This window comes from Brevibacterium sp. CS2 (genome assembly GCF_005280295.1).
GTDB lineage: Bacteria > Actinomycetota > Actinomycetes > Actinomycetales > Brevibacteriaceae > Brevibacterium > Brevibacterium pityocampae.
This window is the reverse complement of the sequence record NZ_CP040020.1, coordinates 2,724,326-2,739,018: the sequence shown is the minus strand read 5'-3', so window position 1 is coordinate 2,739,018 and position 14,693 is coordinate 2,724,326. Positions and strand designations below refer to the sequence as shown.

Here is a 14,693-nt window from a genome sequence, read left to right as displayed (position 1 = left end):
CTGCGCCCCATGCTACTCCGGTGACCCGGACAGTAGACTGTCCGCATGACACCCCTGGTGATGAGGAGGTTCCCGTGACGTCGTCCCCTGATCCTGTCGCGCACCCCAAGCGGCGCGCCGTGCGCATCGCCGCCGCCGGCCTCGGCGTCGGGGCCGGGATCGGCCTGCTCGCCTCCGTCGCGACCTCCGGTCTCGCGGCCTATTTCGCCCGCCGGGTCGTGATCCCCGAGCAGGCGCCGGAGGAGCTCGAGATCCTCCACGTCGACGGCTTCGACGACGACATGCACGTCCACCTCGCCGCCGACGACGAGACGCTCGTCAACGGCCGGTACGGCCTGCACTTCGATTCGGGGGCCGGGCACGCGCAGATCGGCGACATCGTCGAGTACGACCCGGTGTCGCGCACCGTGTCCCGCGAGGTGCTCGCCGTGACCGCGGGAGACCTCCGCACCGCCCGCCGCGGCCGCTGGACGGGCGTGTTCTACCCTCACCCGGACGCCACCGGCCTGCCGTACGAGGACGTCACCCTCGAATCCGACGTCGGCGACCTGCCGGCCTGGTTCTTCCCGACCACCGCCGACACCCCGCTCGACACCTGGGCGATCCTCGTCCACGGTCGCGGCGGCTCCCGGGCCGAGGGCCTCAAGGCGGCCCCGGTGCTCAACGACCTGCGGATCCCCGCGCTCGCGATCTCCTACCGCAACGACCCCGAGGTGCCGGTCGGCTCGACGGCCCGCTACGGTCTCGGCGACACCGAGTGGATCGACGTCGACGTCGCGATCGACCACGCGCTCGCCCAGGGGGCGAAGAAGGTGGTGGTGTTCGGCTGGTCGATGGGTGCCGCGATCGCCTTCCAGGCCGCCTCCCGCGGCCGCAATCGGGAGCACATCGCGGCACTCGTCCTCGACGGCCCGGTCGTCGACTGGTACGACGTGCTCGACCATCAGGCGCGCATCAACTTCCTGCCCACCCCGGTCGCCCGGCTCGCGCTCGACATGCTCACCCGCCCGTGGGCGCGGCGCATCACCGGCCTGGAGACCCCGCTCGACCTCAACCGGATGGACTGGGTGCGCCGGGCCGCCGAGCTCGACACGCGCGTCCTCCTCATCCATTCCGACGACGACGACTTCGTGCCCTCGGGTCCCTCGCACGCGCTCGCCAACGTGCGCCGCGACCTCGTGACGATGCCGCACTACGAGAAGGCGCGCCACACCAAGGAGTGGAACGTCGACCCCGACCGCTGGAACGACGACGTCGCGAACTTCATCGAGACGCACGTCCTCGACCTCGCCGAGATCACCCGCTGAGACCGATCACCCGCTGATCGGAGCGGGCCGGCGCCCGGTGTCAGGCCGGTTCAGAGCAGTCCGAGCGCGCGGGTGGCCTCGCGCTCCTCGGCGAGCTCCCGGACCGAGGCGTCGATCCGCGCACGGGAGAACGCGTCGATCTCGAGTCCCTCGACGATCCGGTGCTCCCCGCCGTCCACCGTGCACGGGAACGAGCTGATGAGGCCCTCGGGCACGCCGTACTCGCCGTTCGAGGGCACCGCCATCGACACCCACTGCCCGCTGGTGCCGTGCACCCAGTCGCGCAGGTGCTCGATCGTCGCGTTCGCCGCCGAGGCCGCCGAGGACGATCCGCGGGCGGCGATGATCGCCGCCCCGCGCTGCGCGACCGTCGGGATGAAGTCCTCGCGCACCCACGCCTCGTCGTCGATGATGTCGAGGACGCGGCGGCCGTCCGCAGTGGCGCGGGTGGCATCCGGGTACTGGCTGGCGGAGTGGTTGCCCCAGATCGCCAGGTGCTCGATGGTGCTCACCGGCACCTGCGCGCGGGCCGCGAGCTGCGCGAGCGCCCGGTTGTGGTCGAGCCGGGTGAGCGCGGTGAACCGCGCGGCGGGGATGTCCGGGGCGTGCGTGGAGGCGATGAGGGCGTTCGTGTTCGCCGGGTTGCCGGTGACGACGACCCGGATGTCGGAGCCTGCGACCTCGCCCAGCGCCTTCCCCTGGGCGGAGAAGATCGCGCCGTTGGCCTCGAGGAGGTCCGCACGCTCCATGCCCTTCGCCCGCGGGCGGGCGCCGACGAGCAGCGCCGCGTCCGCACCGTCGAAGGCGGTACGCGGGTCGTCGGTGATGTCGACTGCGGCGAGCGTGTTGAAGGCGCAGTCGTCGAGCTCCATGACCACACCCTCGAGCGCCGGCAGCGCCGGCGGGATCTCGAGCAGGCGCAGCCGCACGGGCTCGTCACCGTACACCGCGCCGGCGGCGAGCCGGAACAGCAGCGCATAGCCGATCTGTCCGGCGGCTCCGGTGACTGCGATCGTCTTCGTCATGGGGATTCTCCTTCTGCGGCCGCAGCGGCCGCGGGTCCGGCCGGCAGGGCCAGGCGGTGGATGTACGTCGATGAATCGGTGAGCAGGCTGAGCGGGGTCGCGGGCACCGGCGCGGGCAGGCGCACCGTCCCGAGCAGACCGGGATGATCCTCGGTACCGCTGCCGGCGAGCAGCGGGGAGACGGTGAGGCACAGCTCGTCGACGAGCCCGGCCGACACCCAGCTGCCGAGCAGCGTCGGCCCGCCCTCGCACAGCACCCGGCGCGCGCCCCGGACGGCGAGGTCGGCGAGCACCGCCTGCGGGGTGATGTCCCCGTGGACGACGACGTTGTCGGTGCCGCAGAACCCACGGAGCCCGGCGAGCGTCTCCGGGTCGTCCGTCGCGGTGTGGACCACGATCGGGGAGGTGCCCTGCTCGGCGAGTCGGGCGGTGTCGATGCTGCCCGTCCCGGATACGATGACGAGGAGCGGGACGGGCTCCTGGCCGCGGGCCGCCCGCTGTGCCCGGTAGGCGGTCTTCTCCGTGAGCCGGGTGTAGCGCTCGATGCGGGTGGTCTGCGCCCCGACGACGACGGCGTCGGCGAGCGAGCGGAGCACGGAGAACACCCGCATGTCCGCAGGGGTCGAGATCGTCGACGAGCGGCCGTCGGCACCGGCGATCGCCCCGTCCACGGTGGTCACCATGTTCGCCTGCACGCGCATCCCGGGGGTGTGCCCGGACAGCGGGCCGGAGTCGTAGAGCTCGACGAGCCGCGGTTCGGGCCCGGCGGGGTCGGCGCTCGATTCCGCGGTGGCCCGCCGCGGCGGCAGCACCTCGGGGGAGGGGAGGAGGACGCGGAGCTCAGCGGGCCCGGCCGCCGCCGCGGACGCGTCAGCGGGCGAGGTCATCGGCGGGTCCCATGATGATGTGCGGATGCGCGGCGGGGTCGAGGGTCCGCAGCAGGTGCACCATGTCCTCGGCGTCGACGGTGATGCGGCCCCGGGTGGGGGAGTCGTGGTCGACGTGGAGCCAGATCTTGCCGCCGGCGTCCCAGCCGAGCGGGCGGGTGTCGTCGTTCGGCGGGGTGCCCGGCTGCCGGTTGTAGTCGATGGCGATGACGCGGTCGAACACCGCCGCGTAGTCCTCGCCGTAGGCGGCCGCCGCACCGGTGCGCAGCGCCGGCTCGTGCGTGTAGGGCAGGAGCGAGCCCGGGTCCGGGAGGGAGCCGCCGGCATCGCTGAGCGAGAACACCCCGATCGGCGAGGTGCGGTCGCCCTCGCGCCGGTCGCGCTTCCAGCCCGCGCCCCCGTTGTGGCCGGCGTACTCGCCGGTGCGCTCCCAGCCGTCGCCGGCGCGCTCGAACAGCACCGTCGTCGCGGTCGTGTCCGCGGGCCCCGGGGTCGAGGAGATGAGCACCTGGCGGGTGTCGGCCGGGACCTCGGCGAGCGTCTCCGGCCCGATGCCGGGCAGCGGGGGCAGCGAGGGACCGGCGGGCGCCTCGGCCCCGGCGGGTGTGCGCAGGGCGGGGCGGGGAGGTCGCGCGGTGCGCTCTGGGCCGGTGCACGGAGACCCGATGCGGCGGCGGCCACGGCGTCGCCACCGGCAGGACGCGCACAGCCGGTGGCGAGCAGCGCCACGAGCAGGAGCGGTGCGGCGGACCGGACGGCGGGATGGACCATGCGTCCATCGTGCCATGGGCGCTCCCCGCCGGGCCCGACGACACGGCCCGGGTCCGGCCGACGCCACGGCCCAGGACCGGCCGGGGCCGCCTGACCGACGGCTGACCGCGCGCTCCGGGGCGGGTGTCTACACTGGATTCCCATGAGCATTCCTCCTCCGCCCGACCGTCGTCCGCCGCGCCGGCGGCCGACCCCCGGGACGCCGCCGGAAGACTCCCTGACCACGCAGCTGTTCGTGGGCCAGGCGAAGCCCGCCGCCCCGACGGACGACACCCAGGCACTCAGCGCCGAGGAGGTCGCGCAGCTCCGTGCCGCGGATGCCGCGCCGGAGGGCGAATCGACCCGCGTGCTCAGCCTCGAGGAGCTCCAGCAGATCGCGGCGGAGACCCATGACGACCGCCTCGACGGCCCGCGTGAACGGCCCGAGGCGCACGACGGCCCCAGGGCGACCGCCGCCCACTCCGCATGGGCCGAGCGCCAGGCCCCGCCGAGCCGCTGGCCCGGCCGCGATCCGGCCCCCGTCGCCGCCCCGACCGTGGGCGGTGCCCCGGTCCCGCCCCGCCTCCCGTGCCCCCCCGATGGTCGGAGGCGGCGCGGGTGCGTCGCAGCCGCCGCACGGTGCCCAGCACTACGGTGCCGGGCGGCCGGCGCAGCGGAAGCGGGGCATGCCGGGAGCGGCGATCGCCGTCATCGTCATCGCCGTGCTGCTCGTCCTCGGCATCATCGGCTACATCCTGTTCGACATGTTCAGCGGGCAGGACCGGGGCGACGACGCCGCGATGCCCGCCCCGCCGCCGCCCGCTGGGGCACCGGAATCGCCCGGGGAGGAGGACTCGGAGGCACCGAGCACCCCGGCCTCCGAGGTCCGCTCCTTCGCTGCCCCCTCGGGCAACATCAGCTGCACGATCGACGCCGAGCGCGCCCGCTGCACGATCGCGAGCTTCGACTACGAGCCGCCGGAGAAGCCGGCCGACTGCGAGATCGACAACTGGGGCGGGATCGTCGTCGCCAACGACGACGGCTCCGGGTTCTCCTGCGCCCCGGCCCCGGAGGCCCCGGAGGCCGAGCCGCTCGACTACGGCGAGTCGATCGAGGCGCACGGGATGACGTGCACCTCCGCCCGCGACGGCATGTCGTGCACCTCGGACGCCACCGGCAAGGGCTTCACCGTCGCCCGCGCCGGCGTGGACTTCGTCAACTGAGACCACGGCATCGTCGTCCCACATGGTGGGCGCGCCGGGTGACCTCGACGGCGGTTGCGCATACAGTGAGGAGCATGAATAGGCAGGCGCTCCTTCTTCTTCTTCAGTGCCGCGGCGAGGCCTGACTCAGGCCGCATCCTCGCTGCGGAGTCGATGCTGTCGGTCGAAACCCGTCGAGATCAAGGACCCTGAAGTGACCCACCTGCAGAAGCCCAGCCCCATGCCGTTCGCCAAGTACAAGTCGTTCTTCGACCGCATCCGGATCGACATGCACGACCGGACCTGGCCCGACCAACGCATCACCCGCGCTCCCCGCTGGCTCAGCACCGACCTGCGCGACGGCAACCAGGCGCTCATCGACCCGATGACCCCGGGTCGCAAGCGCCGCATGTTCGATCTCCTCGTCAAGCTCGGCTTCAAGGAGATCGAGGTCGGCTTCCCGGCGGCCAGCCAGCCCGACTTCGACTTCGTCCGGCAGATCATCGAAGAGGACGCGATCCCCGACGACGTGCGGATCTCCGTCCTCACCCAGGCCCGCGAGGACCTCATCGAGCGCACCGTGGAGAGTCTCGTCGGCGCGAAGATGCCGACCGTCCACCTCTACAACGCGACCGCACCGGTGTTCCGCAAGGTCGTGTTCGGCTTCGACGGCGACGGCTTCGACGAGACCCGCGACATCGCGATGCGCGGCACCCAGGCCGTGATGAAGCACGCCGAGAGCCTGCTCGGCGACGCCGACTTCGGCTACGAGTACTCCCCGGAGATCTTCGTCGACACCGAACCGGAGTTCGCGCTCGACGTCGTCGGCAACGTCCTCGACATGTGGCAGCCGGCCGCCGGCCGGGAGACCGTCGTCAACCTGCCGGCCACGGTGGAGCGCGGCACCCCGAACACCTATGCCGACCAGATCGAGTGGTTCTGCCGCCACATGCCCTACCGCGAGGACGTCGCCGTCTCCCTCCACCCGCACAACGACCGCGGCACCGGCGTGGCCGCCGCGGAGCTGGGCATCATGGCCGGCGCGGACCGCATCGAGGGCTGCCTGTTCGGCAACGGCGAGCGGACCGGCAACCTCGACCTCGTCACCGTCGCCCTCAACCTGTACTCGCAGGGCATCGACCCGGAGCTCGACTTCTCCGACATCGACGAGGTCATCCGCACCGTCACCCACTGCAACCAGATCGGCGTGCACGAGCGCCATCCCTACGGCGGCGACCTCGTCTTCACCTCCTTCTCCGGCTCCCACCAGGACGCGATCAACAAGGCGTTCGTCGACCGGGAGAAGCGGGCGCAGGCCGCCGGCGTACCCATCGAGCAGATGGAATGGGACATGCCCTACCTGCCGGTCGACCCCAAGGACCTGGGCCGCTCCTACGAGGCGGTCATCCGCGTGAACTCGCAGTCCGGCAAGGGCGGAGTGTCCTACCTGCTCAAGACCGAGCACGGACTCGACCTGCCGCGCCGCCTCCAGGTCGAGTTCTCGCAGGTCGTGCAGGGCCGCTCGGAGTCCGGCGGCGAGGTCTCCGCACCGGAGATCTGGCGGATCTTCAACGACGAGTACCTGCCGTCGGACGGCGACGCCGAGGCCTGGGGCCGGTTCAAGATCATGGGCCTGCGCACCGCGTCGGCGAACATCGCCGACGAGCCGACGACGAAGAACTCCGAGACCATCGAGGTCGACCTCCTCGTCGACGGCCAGGAGCGCACCTACGAGAGCCGCGGCAACGGCCCGATCAACGCCCTCGTCAACCTCCTCACCGAGCAGTTCGACCTCGACATCCGGCTGCAGGACTACACCGAGCACGCAGTGGGCACCGGTGCGGACACCGTCGCGGCGTCCTACGTCGAGCTCGCCGTCGGCGACCGGGTGCTGTGGGGTGCGGGTCTCCACCCGAACATCACCAAGTCCTCGCTCAAGGCCGTGATCAGCGCCGTCAACCGCGCCGTGCGCCAGGGCTGAGCCGCCGGCCCGAGCTCCCGCCCCGCCGTCAGGTGGTCGCAGATCCACGATTCCCCCGCCGGGATCATGGTTCTGCGACCACCTGCGGTGCTTCCGGCGGTGCGTCCCCGGCGTGTGCGTCAGCCGCCTCCCAGGCCGGGCGACGATAATGGAGGGATGAAGCAGTACCGGGACGAGGGGATCGTGGTCGGCGGCCACAAGCTCGGCGAGGCCGACCGCATCGTCCTCATCCTCACCCGCAACCACGGGCTCGTCCGGGCGGTGGCCAAGGGGATCCGACGCACGAAGTCCCGGTTCGGCTCCCGGCTCGAGCCATTCATGCTCGTCGACGTCCAGTGCCACGTGGGACGCAGCCTCGACGTCGTCACCCAGGTCGAGCTCATCGAGCCCTTCGCCCGCGCGATCGGCGCCGACTACAGCACGTACTCCGCGGCGAACGTCATGGCCGAGACCTGCACCCGGCTCACCGAGGCCGAACCCCGCTCCCGCGCCCAGTACCTCCTCCTCGTGTCCGCGATCCGCTCCCTGTGCAGGGGCGAGCACCCACCCCGGCTCGCACTCGATGCCTACCTGCTGCGCGCGATGGCCGTCGCCGGCTGGGCGCCGAGCCTGTGGAACTGCGCCCAGTGCGGCGAACCCGGCCCGCACCGGGCGTTCTCCCCGGCGCTCGGCGGGGCCGTGTGCTCGGCCTGCCGCCAGCACGGCACCGCGCTGCCGACCACGGAGACCGTCCTCCACCTCGCCGCCCTGCTGTCCGGGGACTGGGCCCGGGCCGAGGCGACCGCACCCCACCATGCCGCCGAGGCCTCCCGCCTCGTCACGCTGTACGTCCAGTGGCACCTCGAGCGCCACGTCAAGTCCTTCACGGTCCTGGAGAACGCATGAGCCCCCGTCGCCCCGATCCCGCTCCGACCGCCGGCGGGCACCCCGCAGTGCCGCCGCCGCACCCGTCCGGAGCGCGCCCGCCGGAGATCCCGCGGAAGTTCGTGCCCAGGCACGTCGCGGTCGTCATGGACGGCAACGGGCGCTGGGCGAACGACCGGGGCCTGCCGCGCACCGAGGGGCACAAGGCCGGGGAGTTCGCGCTCCTCGAGGTCATCCACGGGGCGATCGAGGCCGGCGTCGACCACCTCTCCGCCTACGCCTTCTCCACCGAGAACTGGAAGCGCTCCCCGGAGGAGGTCCGGTTCCTCATGGGCTTCAACCGCGATGTCATCCGCCGCCGCCGCGACGAGCTCCACGCCCTCGGGGTGCGGATCGTGTGGGCCGGTCGGCGCGGTCGCCTGTGGCGCTCCGTCATCGCCGAGCTCGAGGCGGCCGAGGAGATGACGCGGCACAACACCGGGCTCGTCCTCCAGTTCTGCGTGAACTACGGGGGGCGCGCGGAGATCCTCGATGCGGTCAACGCGATCACCGAAGAGGTCGCCGCCGGCCGGCTGACCCCGGGGAAGGTGACGGAGAAGGCGCTCGCCTCCCGCTTCTACGCTCCCGGGGTGCCCGATGTCGACCTGTTCCTCCGGTCCTCGGGTGAGCTGCGCACCTCGAACTTCCTCCTCTGGCAGTCGGCCTACGCCGAGCTCGTGTTCCAGGACGTGCTGTGGCCCGACGTCGACCGCCGCACCCTGTGGGCAGCGATCGAGGAGTACGCGCGCCGCGACCGGCGCTTCGGCGGAGCGGTCGACACCGCAGCCGGGCGCTGAGGCGGTCCGGCCCGGCTCCGCACCGCGGAACGGAGCCCTCGCCGTGCCCGAGGTGGGTGCGGCTCACTCGTCGAGGGTGAGCTCGACATCCCCGACCGGGACTGCCGAGCACGTGATGACCTCGTCGTCGTCGAAGGCCGCCGCCGGCTCCACCGGATAGGCGACCTGGCCGGACACGAGGCGCAGCGCGCAGGTGCCGCACGAGCCGCCCCGGCACGAGCTCGCCACGTCGATCCCGCGGGCCTCGAGCGCATCGAGGAGGAATCCCGCGGCCGGGGTCCAGGCGACCTCGGGACCTGTCGATCCGTCGGCGGTCAGCGTGCGCACCGTCGCCGGCTCCCACGCGGTGAGGTCGACCGTGCCGCCGGCGTCGATCGGTGCCGGCGAGGAGAAGATCTCGCGGTGGACGTGTGCGGCCGGGACCCCGACGCGGTGGGCGGCCTCGGCGGCCGCGGCGAGGAAGCCGGGCGGGCCGCACAGCACGACATCGACAGCAGCGCCGCCACGGTCCGCTGAACTCGGGGCGGCCGGTTCCCCGGGACCCGTGCGCACTGCGTCCGCACACGCATCCTGGTCCCGGCCGAGCATCTCGGTGAGCACTGCGCTGAGCGCATCAGCATCCGGCCGGCCGCGCTCCTGCGTCGACCAGCGCCGCACGCACGCCGCGGGGAGTGCGCCGGCGGTGTCGACGAGTGCGTGGAAGAAGCCGCTCGGGGTCCGCCCGCGTTCGACGTGGAGGACATCGACCGACCGATCGCCCAGGCCGGGCAGCAGCCCGAGCGCCGGGGTGATACCGATCCCGGCGGTGAGCACGAGGGTGCGCGGGGCGCGCAGCGTGTCCGCGGTGACCCGTCCGAACGGGCCGGAGACGAGCACCTGCGCCCCCGGCGGCAGTGCGGTGAGGGTGCGGGAGCCGACGCCGTCGACCCCGACGCCGAGCTCGAACGTGCTCCCGGTGGCGGCGGTGACGGTGTACGTGCGCCACAGCGGCCCCGCCTCGGTGAGGAGGTGGACGCGCGCATGCATGCCGGGTCGGTGGAGGGCGGCGAACCAGCCGAGCTCGTCGCGCAGGCGCACTCGGACGCGCCCCGGGTCGATCTCCGCGGAGTCGAGGACCGTGGCCGGGCGCGGGGTGGTGAGCGGGGACTTCACCCGCGGGTCGAGGGCCGCGGGCGCTCCGGCGTCGTGGTGGTGCTCTTCGGTTCCGGGCCCGTGCTCAGCGCACGATCCGCCCTCGATGAGGAGCGCGTCGCCCACGCCCACCGTGCCGGGCTCGAGCACGATCCCGTAGACGCCCAGATGGAGATGCCCGAACACCCCGGCGAGCAGCCGGGGCACGTTGACGTCGTCCTCCGCGGTCCGGGGATTCACCCGGGTGGCGGGGCAGCGTTCGATCGAGGCGCGGATGAGCAGACGCGCCGAGCCAACGCGCACCACCCGCCCGATGAGTCCGAACTCCTCCCACGGAGCCAGGCCGCTGAGGTGGACGTTGCCGCGGAAGCGGAGCGGGTCGAGGTCGACGCCCGCGGCCTCCCCGAGCATCTCGACCGTTGCCGGGTTGATGAGCGACACGCCCGAGGCGCGGGAGTCGAACATCCCCTGGCCTGCGACGACGAGGCGGCGCGGGTGCTCGCCCTGGGGGCGCAGGCGCGCGGCGAGGAACGTCGAGGCGGCCGCGAGGGAGTCGGCGTCATCGGTGCGGAACCCGGTGCGCTCACCGTCCGGGGCGCGCAGCGTGATCGCCCGGGCCGGGGCGCCGGGGGAGCCGCCGACCATCCCGGGGTCGCCGCCCGATGCGGACCCGGCGGGCGCCTCGGCGGCGGTCGAGCTCACCTGCCAGGCCTCGAGGCTCATGTCGGTCTTGAGGACGGCGAAGCCGCGGTAGGGACTCCACGAGTCCGCCGGCACGGGCAGGCGCCCGCTGCTGAAGGCCGCCGCCCGGTCGCCGTCGAAGCCCGTGCCGGCGCGCACCGTGCCGGAGTCGAGCGGCTCGGCCGGGAAGCCCTTGACCGGGTAGCGGAAGAGCGCGGAGACGCGAACGGACATGCCGCCCATCCTATGACGGGCGGCATGTCCGGTACCGGGCGGCGCGGCGGTCGGCCGGGACAGCCCGGCGGGTGTGCTCAGCCGCGCGGCGGCCGTGTGCGGGTGGGGCTCAGCGGCCCTTGCCCCCACGGTAGAAGCCCTTCTTGCCGTCGCGCTCCTGGCGGAACTTGCGGCCCTCGCCCGGACCCTTGTCGAAGTTCTTCTTGGGGAACGAGCGGCCCGGGCGGCCGGTGTCCGGGCGCAGATCGATCCGCTTGCCCTGGACACGGGTGCCGGACAGGCGGTCGAACACCGACTGCGGCAGGTCGTCGGGCAGGTCGACGAGCGAGTGGTTCGAGCGGATGTCGATGTGGCCGATCTGACCCGAGGTCAGGCCGCCCTCGTTCGCGAGCGCCCCGACGATGCCGCCGGGCTGGACGCGCTCGTTGCGGCCCACGGCCAGCCGGTAGGTGCGCATGCCCTCACGCGACCGCGGACCGCGCGGCCCGCGCTCGCCGCGCTCGCCCCGGTCCTCGCGCTGCTTGCGCTTGGGCTCGGGGAGCGGCTGCGCGGTGAGCGACTCGCCGTCGAGGAGCAGCACCGCGAGTGCGGCGGCGATCTCCTTGGCGGGCACGTCGTGGACCTGCTCGTACTGCTCGATGACAGGGCGCACCTCGGACAGGTCGAGCCCGGAGAGCGCCTCGGTGATGCGGTTCTGGAAGCGCTCGATGCGGGTCGAGGTCAGCTGCTCGACGGTCGGCAGGGTGAGCTGCTCGACGCGCTGGCGGGTGGCCTTCTCGATCTGGCGCAGCAGGTGGTTCTCGCGCGGGGTGACGAACAGGATCGCCTCGCCGGAGCGGCCGGCACGGCCGGTCCGGCCGATCCGGTGGACGTAGGACTCGGTGTCGTGCGGGATGTCGTAGTTGACGACGAGCGAGATCCGCTCGACGTCGAGGCCGCGGGCGGCGACATCGGTGGCGACGAGGATGTCGATCGCGCCGCTGCGGAGCTGCTCGACCGTCCGCTCGCGCGCCTGCTGCGGGATGTCGCCGTTGATCGCCGCGGCGGACAGCCCGCGGGCGCGCAGCTTGTCGGCGAGCTCCTCGGTGGCCTGCTTGGTGCGGACGAACATGATGATGCCGTCGTACTCCTCGACCTCGAGGATGCGGGTGAGCGCGTCGAGCTTGTGGGAGTGCATGACGGTGAGGAACCGCTGGCGGATGTTCGCGCCCGTCGTGGTCTTCGACTTGACCCGCACCTCGGCCGGGTCGTTGAGGTACTGGCCGGTGATCCGGTGGATCGACTTCGGCATGGTCGCGGAGAACAGCGCCACCTGGCGGGCGGTGCCGGCCTGCGCGAAGATCTCCTCGATGTCCTCCTGGAAGCCCATCTTGAGCATCTCGTCGGCCTCGTCGAGCACGAGGTGGCGGAGGTCGCCGAGCTTGAGGGAGCCGCGCTTGAGATGGTCGATGACGCGCCCGGGGGTGCCGACGACCACCTGCGCGCCGCGGCGCAGGCCGCCGAGCTGCGGGCCGTAGGACTGGCCGCCGTAGATCGGCAGCACGGAGAAGTCCGGGAGGTGGGCGGCGAAGCTTGTGAAGGCCTCGGCCACCTGGAGCGCGAGCTCGCGGGTGGGGGTGAGGACGAGGGCGAACGGGCCCTCGGAGGCGCGGCCGGCGTGCGCGAGGTGGCTGAGCACGGGCAGGGCGAACGCGGCGGTCTTGCCGGTGCCGGTCTGCGCCAGGCCGATGACGTCGCGGCCGGAGGTCAGCAGCGGGATCGTCTGCGCCTGGATCTGGGACGGGGTCTCGTAGCCGAGGTCCTTGACCGCGGCGAGCACGGCGGGATCGAGGTCGAAGGCGTCGAACGGCGGCAGCTCGTCGGCGGGCGCTGCCGGAGCGGCGGCGGACCCGGCCTCGGCCGGTGCGGCCTGGGCGGGAGCGGTGCTCTCGGGGGTCTTCTCGGTGGAGACGGGGGCAGGGGTGGTCATATCCTCAGCGGACATCAAAGGCTCTCTTCGCGGATCGGCACACACTTGATCGCAGTGGACGGGTTTGGCGATCGACCCATGCGCAGCCGCACTGCAACGGTGGTGAGCAGATCGGCCGGTGCCGTCGAATCGAGGACGCGTGACGCGCAACGAACGCAATGTGCCGGGCGGCACGCGGTGCGTCGAGCAGTGCTCGCTGCCCGGGGCAGTCGAACTCCTGGCACCATGACGGCGGTGAAAGGTTTGGGTGTCCGGCCAGTCTACATGCCGCGGTGCCCGAGCCGGGCGGTTCGGCGCCGAGGGTGAGGGAAGACACAGCCGCGCCCTGGGCGGCTGCGCGGCCGCGCACCGGGACGCGGGTCCGAACCGGGCGCGCATTCGATACGCTGGATCCGCATGCGGACGACAGCCAGCCGTTCGCCCCCGAACCGAGGAGACATCTGTGGCATCGACATTGGATTCCGTCATCACCCTGGCCAAGCGGCGCGGCTTCGTGTTCCAGGCGGGTGAGATCTACGGCGGATCCCGTTCGGCCTGGGACTACGGTCCGCTGGGCGTCGAGCTCAAGGAGAACATCAAGGCCCTGTGGTGGCAGAACTTCGTGCGCGGCCGCGAGGACATGGTCGGGCTCGATTCCTCGATCATCCTGCCGCGCGCGGTGTGGGAGGCCTCCGGGCACGTCGAGACCTTCGTCGACCCGCTCGTCGAATCCCTCCACACCCACAAGCGCTACCGCGCCGACCACCTCATCGAGGCCTACGTCGCCAAGCACGGGCGCGAGCCGGAGAACGGGCTCGCCGACATCCGCGATCCGGAGACCGGGCAGGAGGGCGCGTGGACCGAGCCCCAGCAGTTCTCCGGCCTCATGAAGACCTACCTCGGCGCCGTCGACAACGAGGAGGGCCTCCACTACCTCCGCCCGGAGACCGCGCAGGGCATCTTCGTCAACTTCGCCAACGTCGTCACCGCCAACCGGAAGAAGCCCCCGTTCGGCATCGGCCAGATCGGCAAGGCGTTCCGCAACGAGATCACCCCCGGCAACTTCATCTTCCGCACCCGCGAGTTCGAGCAGATGGAGATCGAGTACTTCACCCACCCCGACGACGCGGAGAAGTACTACCACGAGTGGGTCGAGGCCTGCTGGGACTGGTTCGTCGACCTCGGCATCGACCCGGACAACATGCGCCGCTTCGACGTGCCCGACGGCGAGCGCGCCCACTACTCGGCGGCGACCGTCGACATCGAGTACAAGTTCGGGTTCCAGGGCAGCACCTGGGGCGAGCTCATGGGCATCGCCAACCGCACCGATTTCGACCTCGGCAATCACACCGAGCACTCCGGACACAAGATGCAGTACTTCGACCAGGCGGCGAACACCCGCTACACGCCCTACGTCATCGAGCCGTCCTTCGGACTCACCCGCTCGATGATGGCGTTCCTCGTCGATGCCTACACCGAGGACGAGGCACCCAACACCAAGGGCGGCGTCGACAAGCGGATCGTGCTCAAGCTCGACCCGCGGCTCGCCCCGGTCAAGGCCGCGGTGCTGCCGCTGAGCCGCAACGAGAAGCTCTCGCCCAAGGCCAAGGAGCTCGCCGCGGACCTGCGGAAGCGCTGGAACGTCGACTTCGACGACGCCGGGGCGATCGGCCGCCGCTACCGCCGCCAGGACGAGATCGGCACCCCGTTCTGCATCACCGTCGACTTCGACACGCTCGACGACGACGCGGTGACCATCCGGCGTCGCGACGACATGTCGCAGGAGCGGATCCCGCTCGACGAGGTCGTCGCGTACCTCGCGACCGACCTCGCCGGCTGACCCGCCG

The 14,693-nt window shown here is 72.3% G+C and carries 11 protein-coding genes; 6 read left to right on the top strand and 5 right to left on the bottom strand.

What is annotated here, in order from left to right; translation table 11 throughout:
• The first annotated feature begins 74 nt into the window (after positions 1 to 74).
• Positions 75 to 1,307, top strand: coding sequence for an alpha/beta hydrolase (locus FDF13_RS12335; RefSeq protein ID WP_254668797.1), 1,233 nt, complete (start codon positions 75 to 77; stop codon positions 1,305 to 1,307).
• A 50-nt stretch (positions 1,308 to 1,357) separates the two neighbouring features.
• Here FDF13_RS12335 and FDF13_RS12330 read toward each other — a convergent pair whose 3' ends face one another.
• Genes FDF13_RS12330 through FDF13_RS14860 form a run of 3 tightly spaced genes read right to left on the bottom strand, consistent with a single transcriptional unit; the run spans position 1,358 to position 4,006 of the window.
• A complete protein-coding gene (locus FDF13_RS12330; RefSeq protein ID WP_137319905.1) occupies positions 1,358 to 2,332 on the bottom strand; it encodes a malate dehydrogenase in 975 nt (324 codons plus the stop codon).
• Positions 2,329 to 3,219, bottom strand: coding sequence for a dihydrofolate reductase family protein (locus FDF13_RS12325; protein ID WP_175406970.1), 891 nt, complete (start codon positions 3,217 to 3,219; stop codon positions 2,329 to 2,331). Before FDF13_RS12325 ends, FDF13_RS12330 begins: the two co-directional genes overlap by 4 nt.
• Positions 3,203 to 4,006: a hypothetical protein gene (locus tag FDF13_RS14860; protein WP_175406969.1), complete on the bottom strand. Its 804-nt coding sequence runs from the start codon at positions 4,004 to 4,006 to the stop codon at positions 3,203 to 3,205. The genes FDF13_RS12325 and FDF13_RS14860 overlap by 17 nt, the downstream gene beginning before the upstream one ends.
• Before the next feature lie 649 nt (positions 4,007 to 4,655).
• Here FDF13_RS14860 and FDF13_RS12320 point away from each other — a divergent pair.
• The 4 genes from FDF13_RS12320 to FDF13_RS12305 all read left to right on the top strand — a co-directional run bounded on the left by FDF13_RS12320 (position 4,656) and on the right by FDF13_RS12305 (position 8,852).
• Positions 4,656 to 5,192, top strand: coding sequence for a DUF6636 domain-containing protein (locus FDF13_RS12320; RefSeq protein ID WP_137319903.1), 537 nt, complete (start codon positions 4,656 to 4,658; stop codon positions 5,190 to 5,192).
• Positions 5,193 to 5,385: 193 nt separating this feature from the next.
• Positions 5,386 to 7,152, top strand: a complete 1,767-nt coding sequence (leuA, locus tag FDF13_RS12315) for a 2-isopropylmalate synthase (protein WP_137319902.1) — start codon at positions 5,386 to 5,388, stop codon at positions 7,150 to 7,152.
• Between the two features lie 156 nt (positions 7,153 to 7,308).
• Complete coding sequence (gene recO / locus FDF13_RS12310) at positions 7,309 to 8,037, top strand: DNA repair protein RecO (protein ID WP_137319901.1); 729 nt, start codon at positions 7,309 to 7,311, stop codon at positions 8,035 to 8,037.
• Complete coding sequence (locus FDF13_RS12305) at positions 8,034 to 8,852, top strand: isoprenyl transferase (RefSeq protein ID WP_137319900.1); 819 nt, start codon at positions 8,034 to 8,036, stop codon at positions 8,850 to 8,852. The genes recO and FDF13_RS12305 overlap by 4 nt, the downstream gene beginning before the upstream one ends.
• A gap of 63 nt (positions 8,853 to 8,915) precedes the next feature.
• Here FDF13_RS12305 and FDF13_RS12300 read toward each other — a convergent pair whose 3' ends face one another.
• Positions 8,916 to 10,898, bottom strand: coding sequence for a 2Fe-2S iron-sulfur cluster-binding protein (locus FDF13_RS12300; RefSeq protein ID WP_137319899.1), 1,983 nt, complete (start codon positions 10,896 to 10,898; stop codon positions 8,916 to 8,918).
• Between the two features lie 109 nt (positions 10,899 to 11,007).
• Positions 11,008 to 12,867, bottom strand: a complete 1,860-nt coding sequence (locus FDF13_RS12295) for a DEAD/DEAH box helicase (protein ID WP_137319898.1) — start codon at positions 12,865 to 12,867, stop codon at positions 11,008 to 11,010.
• Between the two features lie 442 nt (positions 12,868 to 13,309).
• On the opposite strand from FDF13_RS12295, the gene FDF13_RS12290 reads away from it, so the two are divergent.
• Positions 13,310 to 14,686, top strand: coding sequence for a glycine--tRNA ligase (locus tag FDF13_RS12290; protein WP_137319897.1), 1,377 nt, complete (start codon positions 13,310 to 13,312; stop codon positions 14,684 to 14,686).
• Positions 14,687 to 14,693: the final 7 nt, after the last annotated feature.

Bases quoted from the DNA above. Each gene is read 5' to 3' on its own strand.
- FDF13_RS12330 (WP_137319905.1), bottom strand. From the start codon at position 2,332: ATGACGAAGACGATCGCAGTCACCGGAGCCGCCGGACAGATCGGCTAT.
- FDF13_RS12325 (WP_175406970.1), bottom strand. From the start codon at position 3,219: ATGACCTCGCCCGCTGACGCGTCCGCGGCGGCGGCCGGGCCCGCTGAG.
- FDF13_RS14860 (WP_175406969.1), bottom strand. From the start codon at position 4,006: ATGGCACGATGGACGCATGGTCCATCCCGCCGTCCGGTCCGCCGCACC.
- FDF13_RS12320 (WP_137319903.1), top strand. From the start codon at position 4,656: ATGCCGGGAGCGGCGATCGCCGTCATCGTCATCGCCGTGCTGCTCGTC.
- recO (WP_137319901.1), top strand. From the start codon at position 7,309: ATGAAGCAGTACCGGGACGAGGGGATCGTGGTCGGCGGCCACAAGCTC.
- FDF13_RS12305 (WP_137319900.1), top strand. From the start codon at position 8,034: ATGAGCCCCCGTCGCCCCGATCCCGCTCCGACCGCCGGCGGGCACCCC.
- FDF13_RS12300 (WP_137319899.1), bottom strand. From the start codon at position 10,898: ATGTCCGTTCGCGTCTCCGCGCTCTTCCGCTACCCGGTCAAGGGCTTC.
- FDF13_RS12295 (WP_137319898.1), bottom strand. From the start codon at position 12,867: ATGACCACCCCTGCCCCCGTCTCCACCGAGAAGACCCCCGAGAGCACC.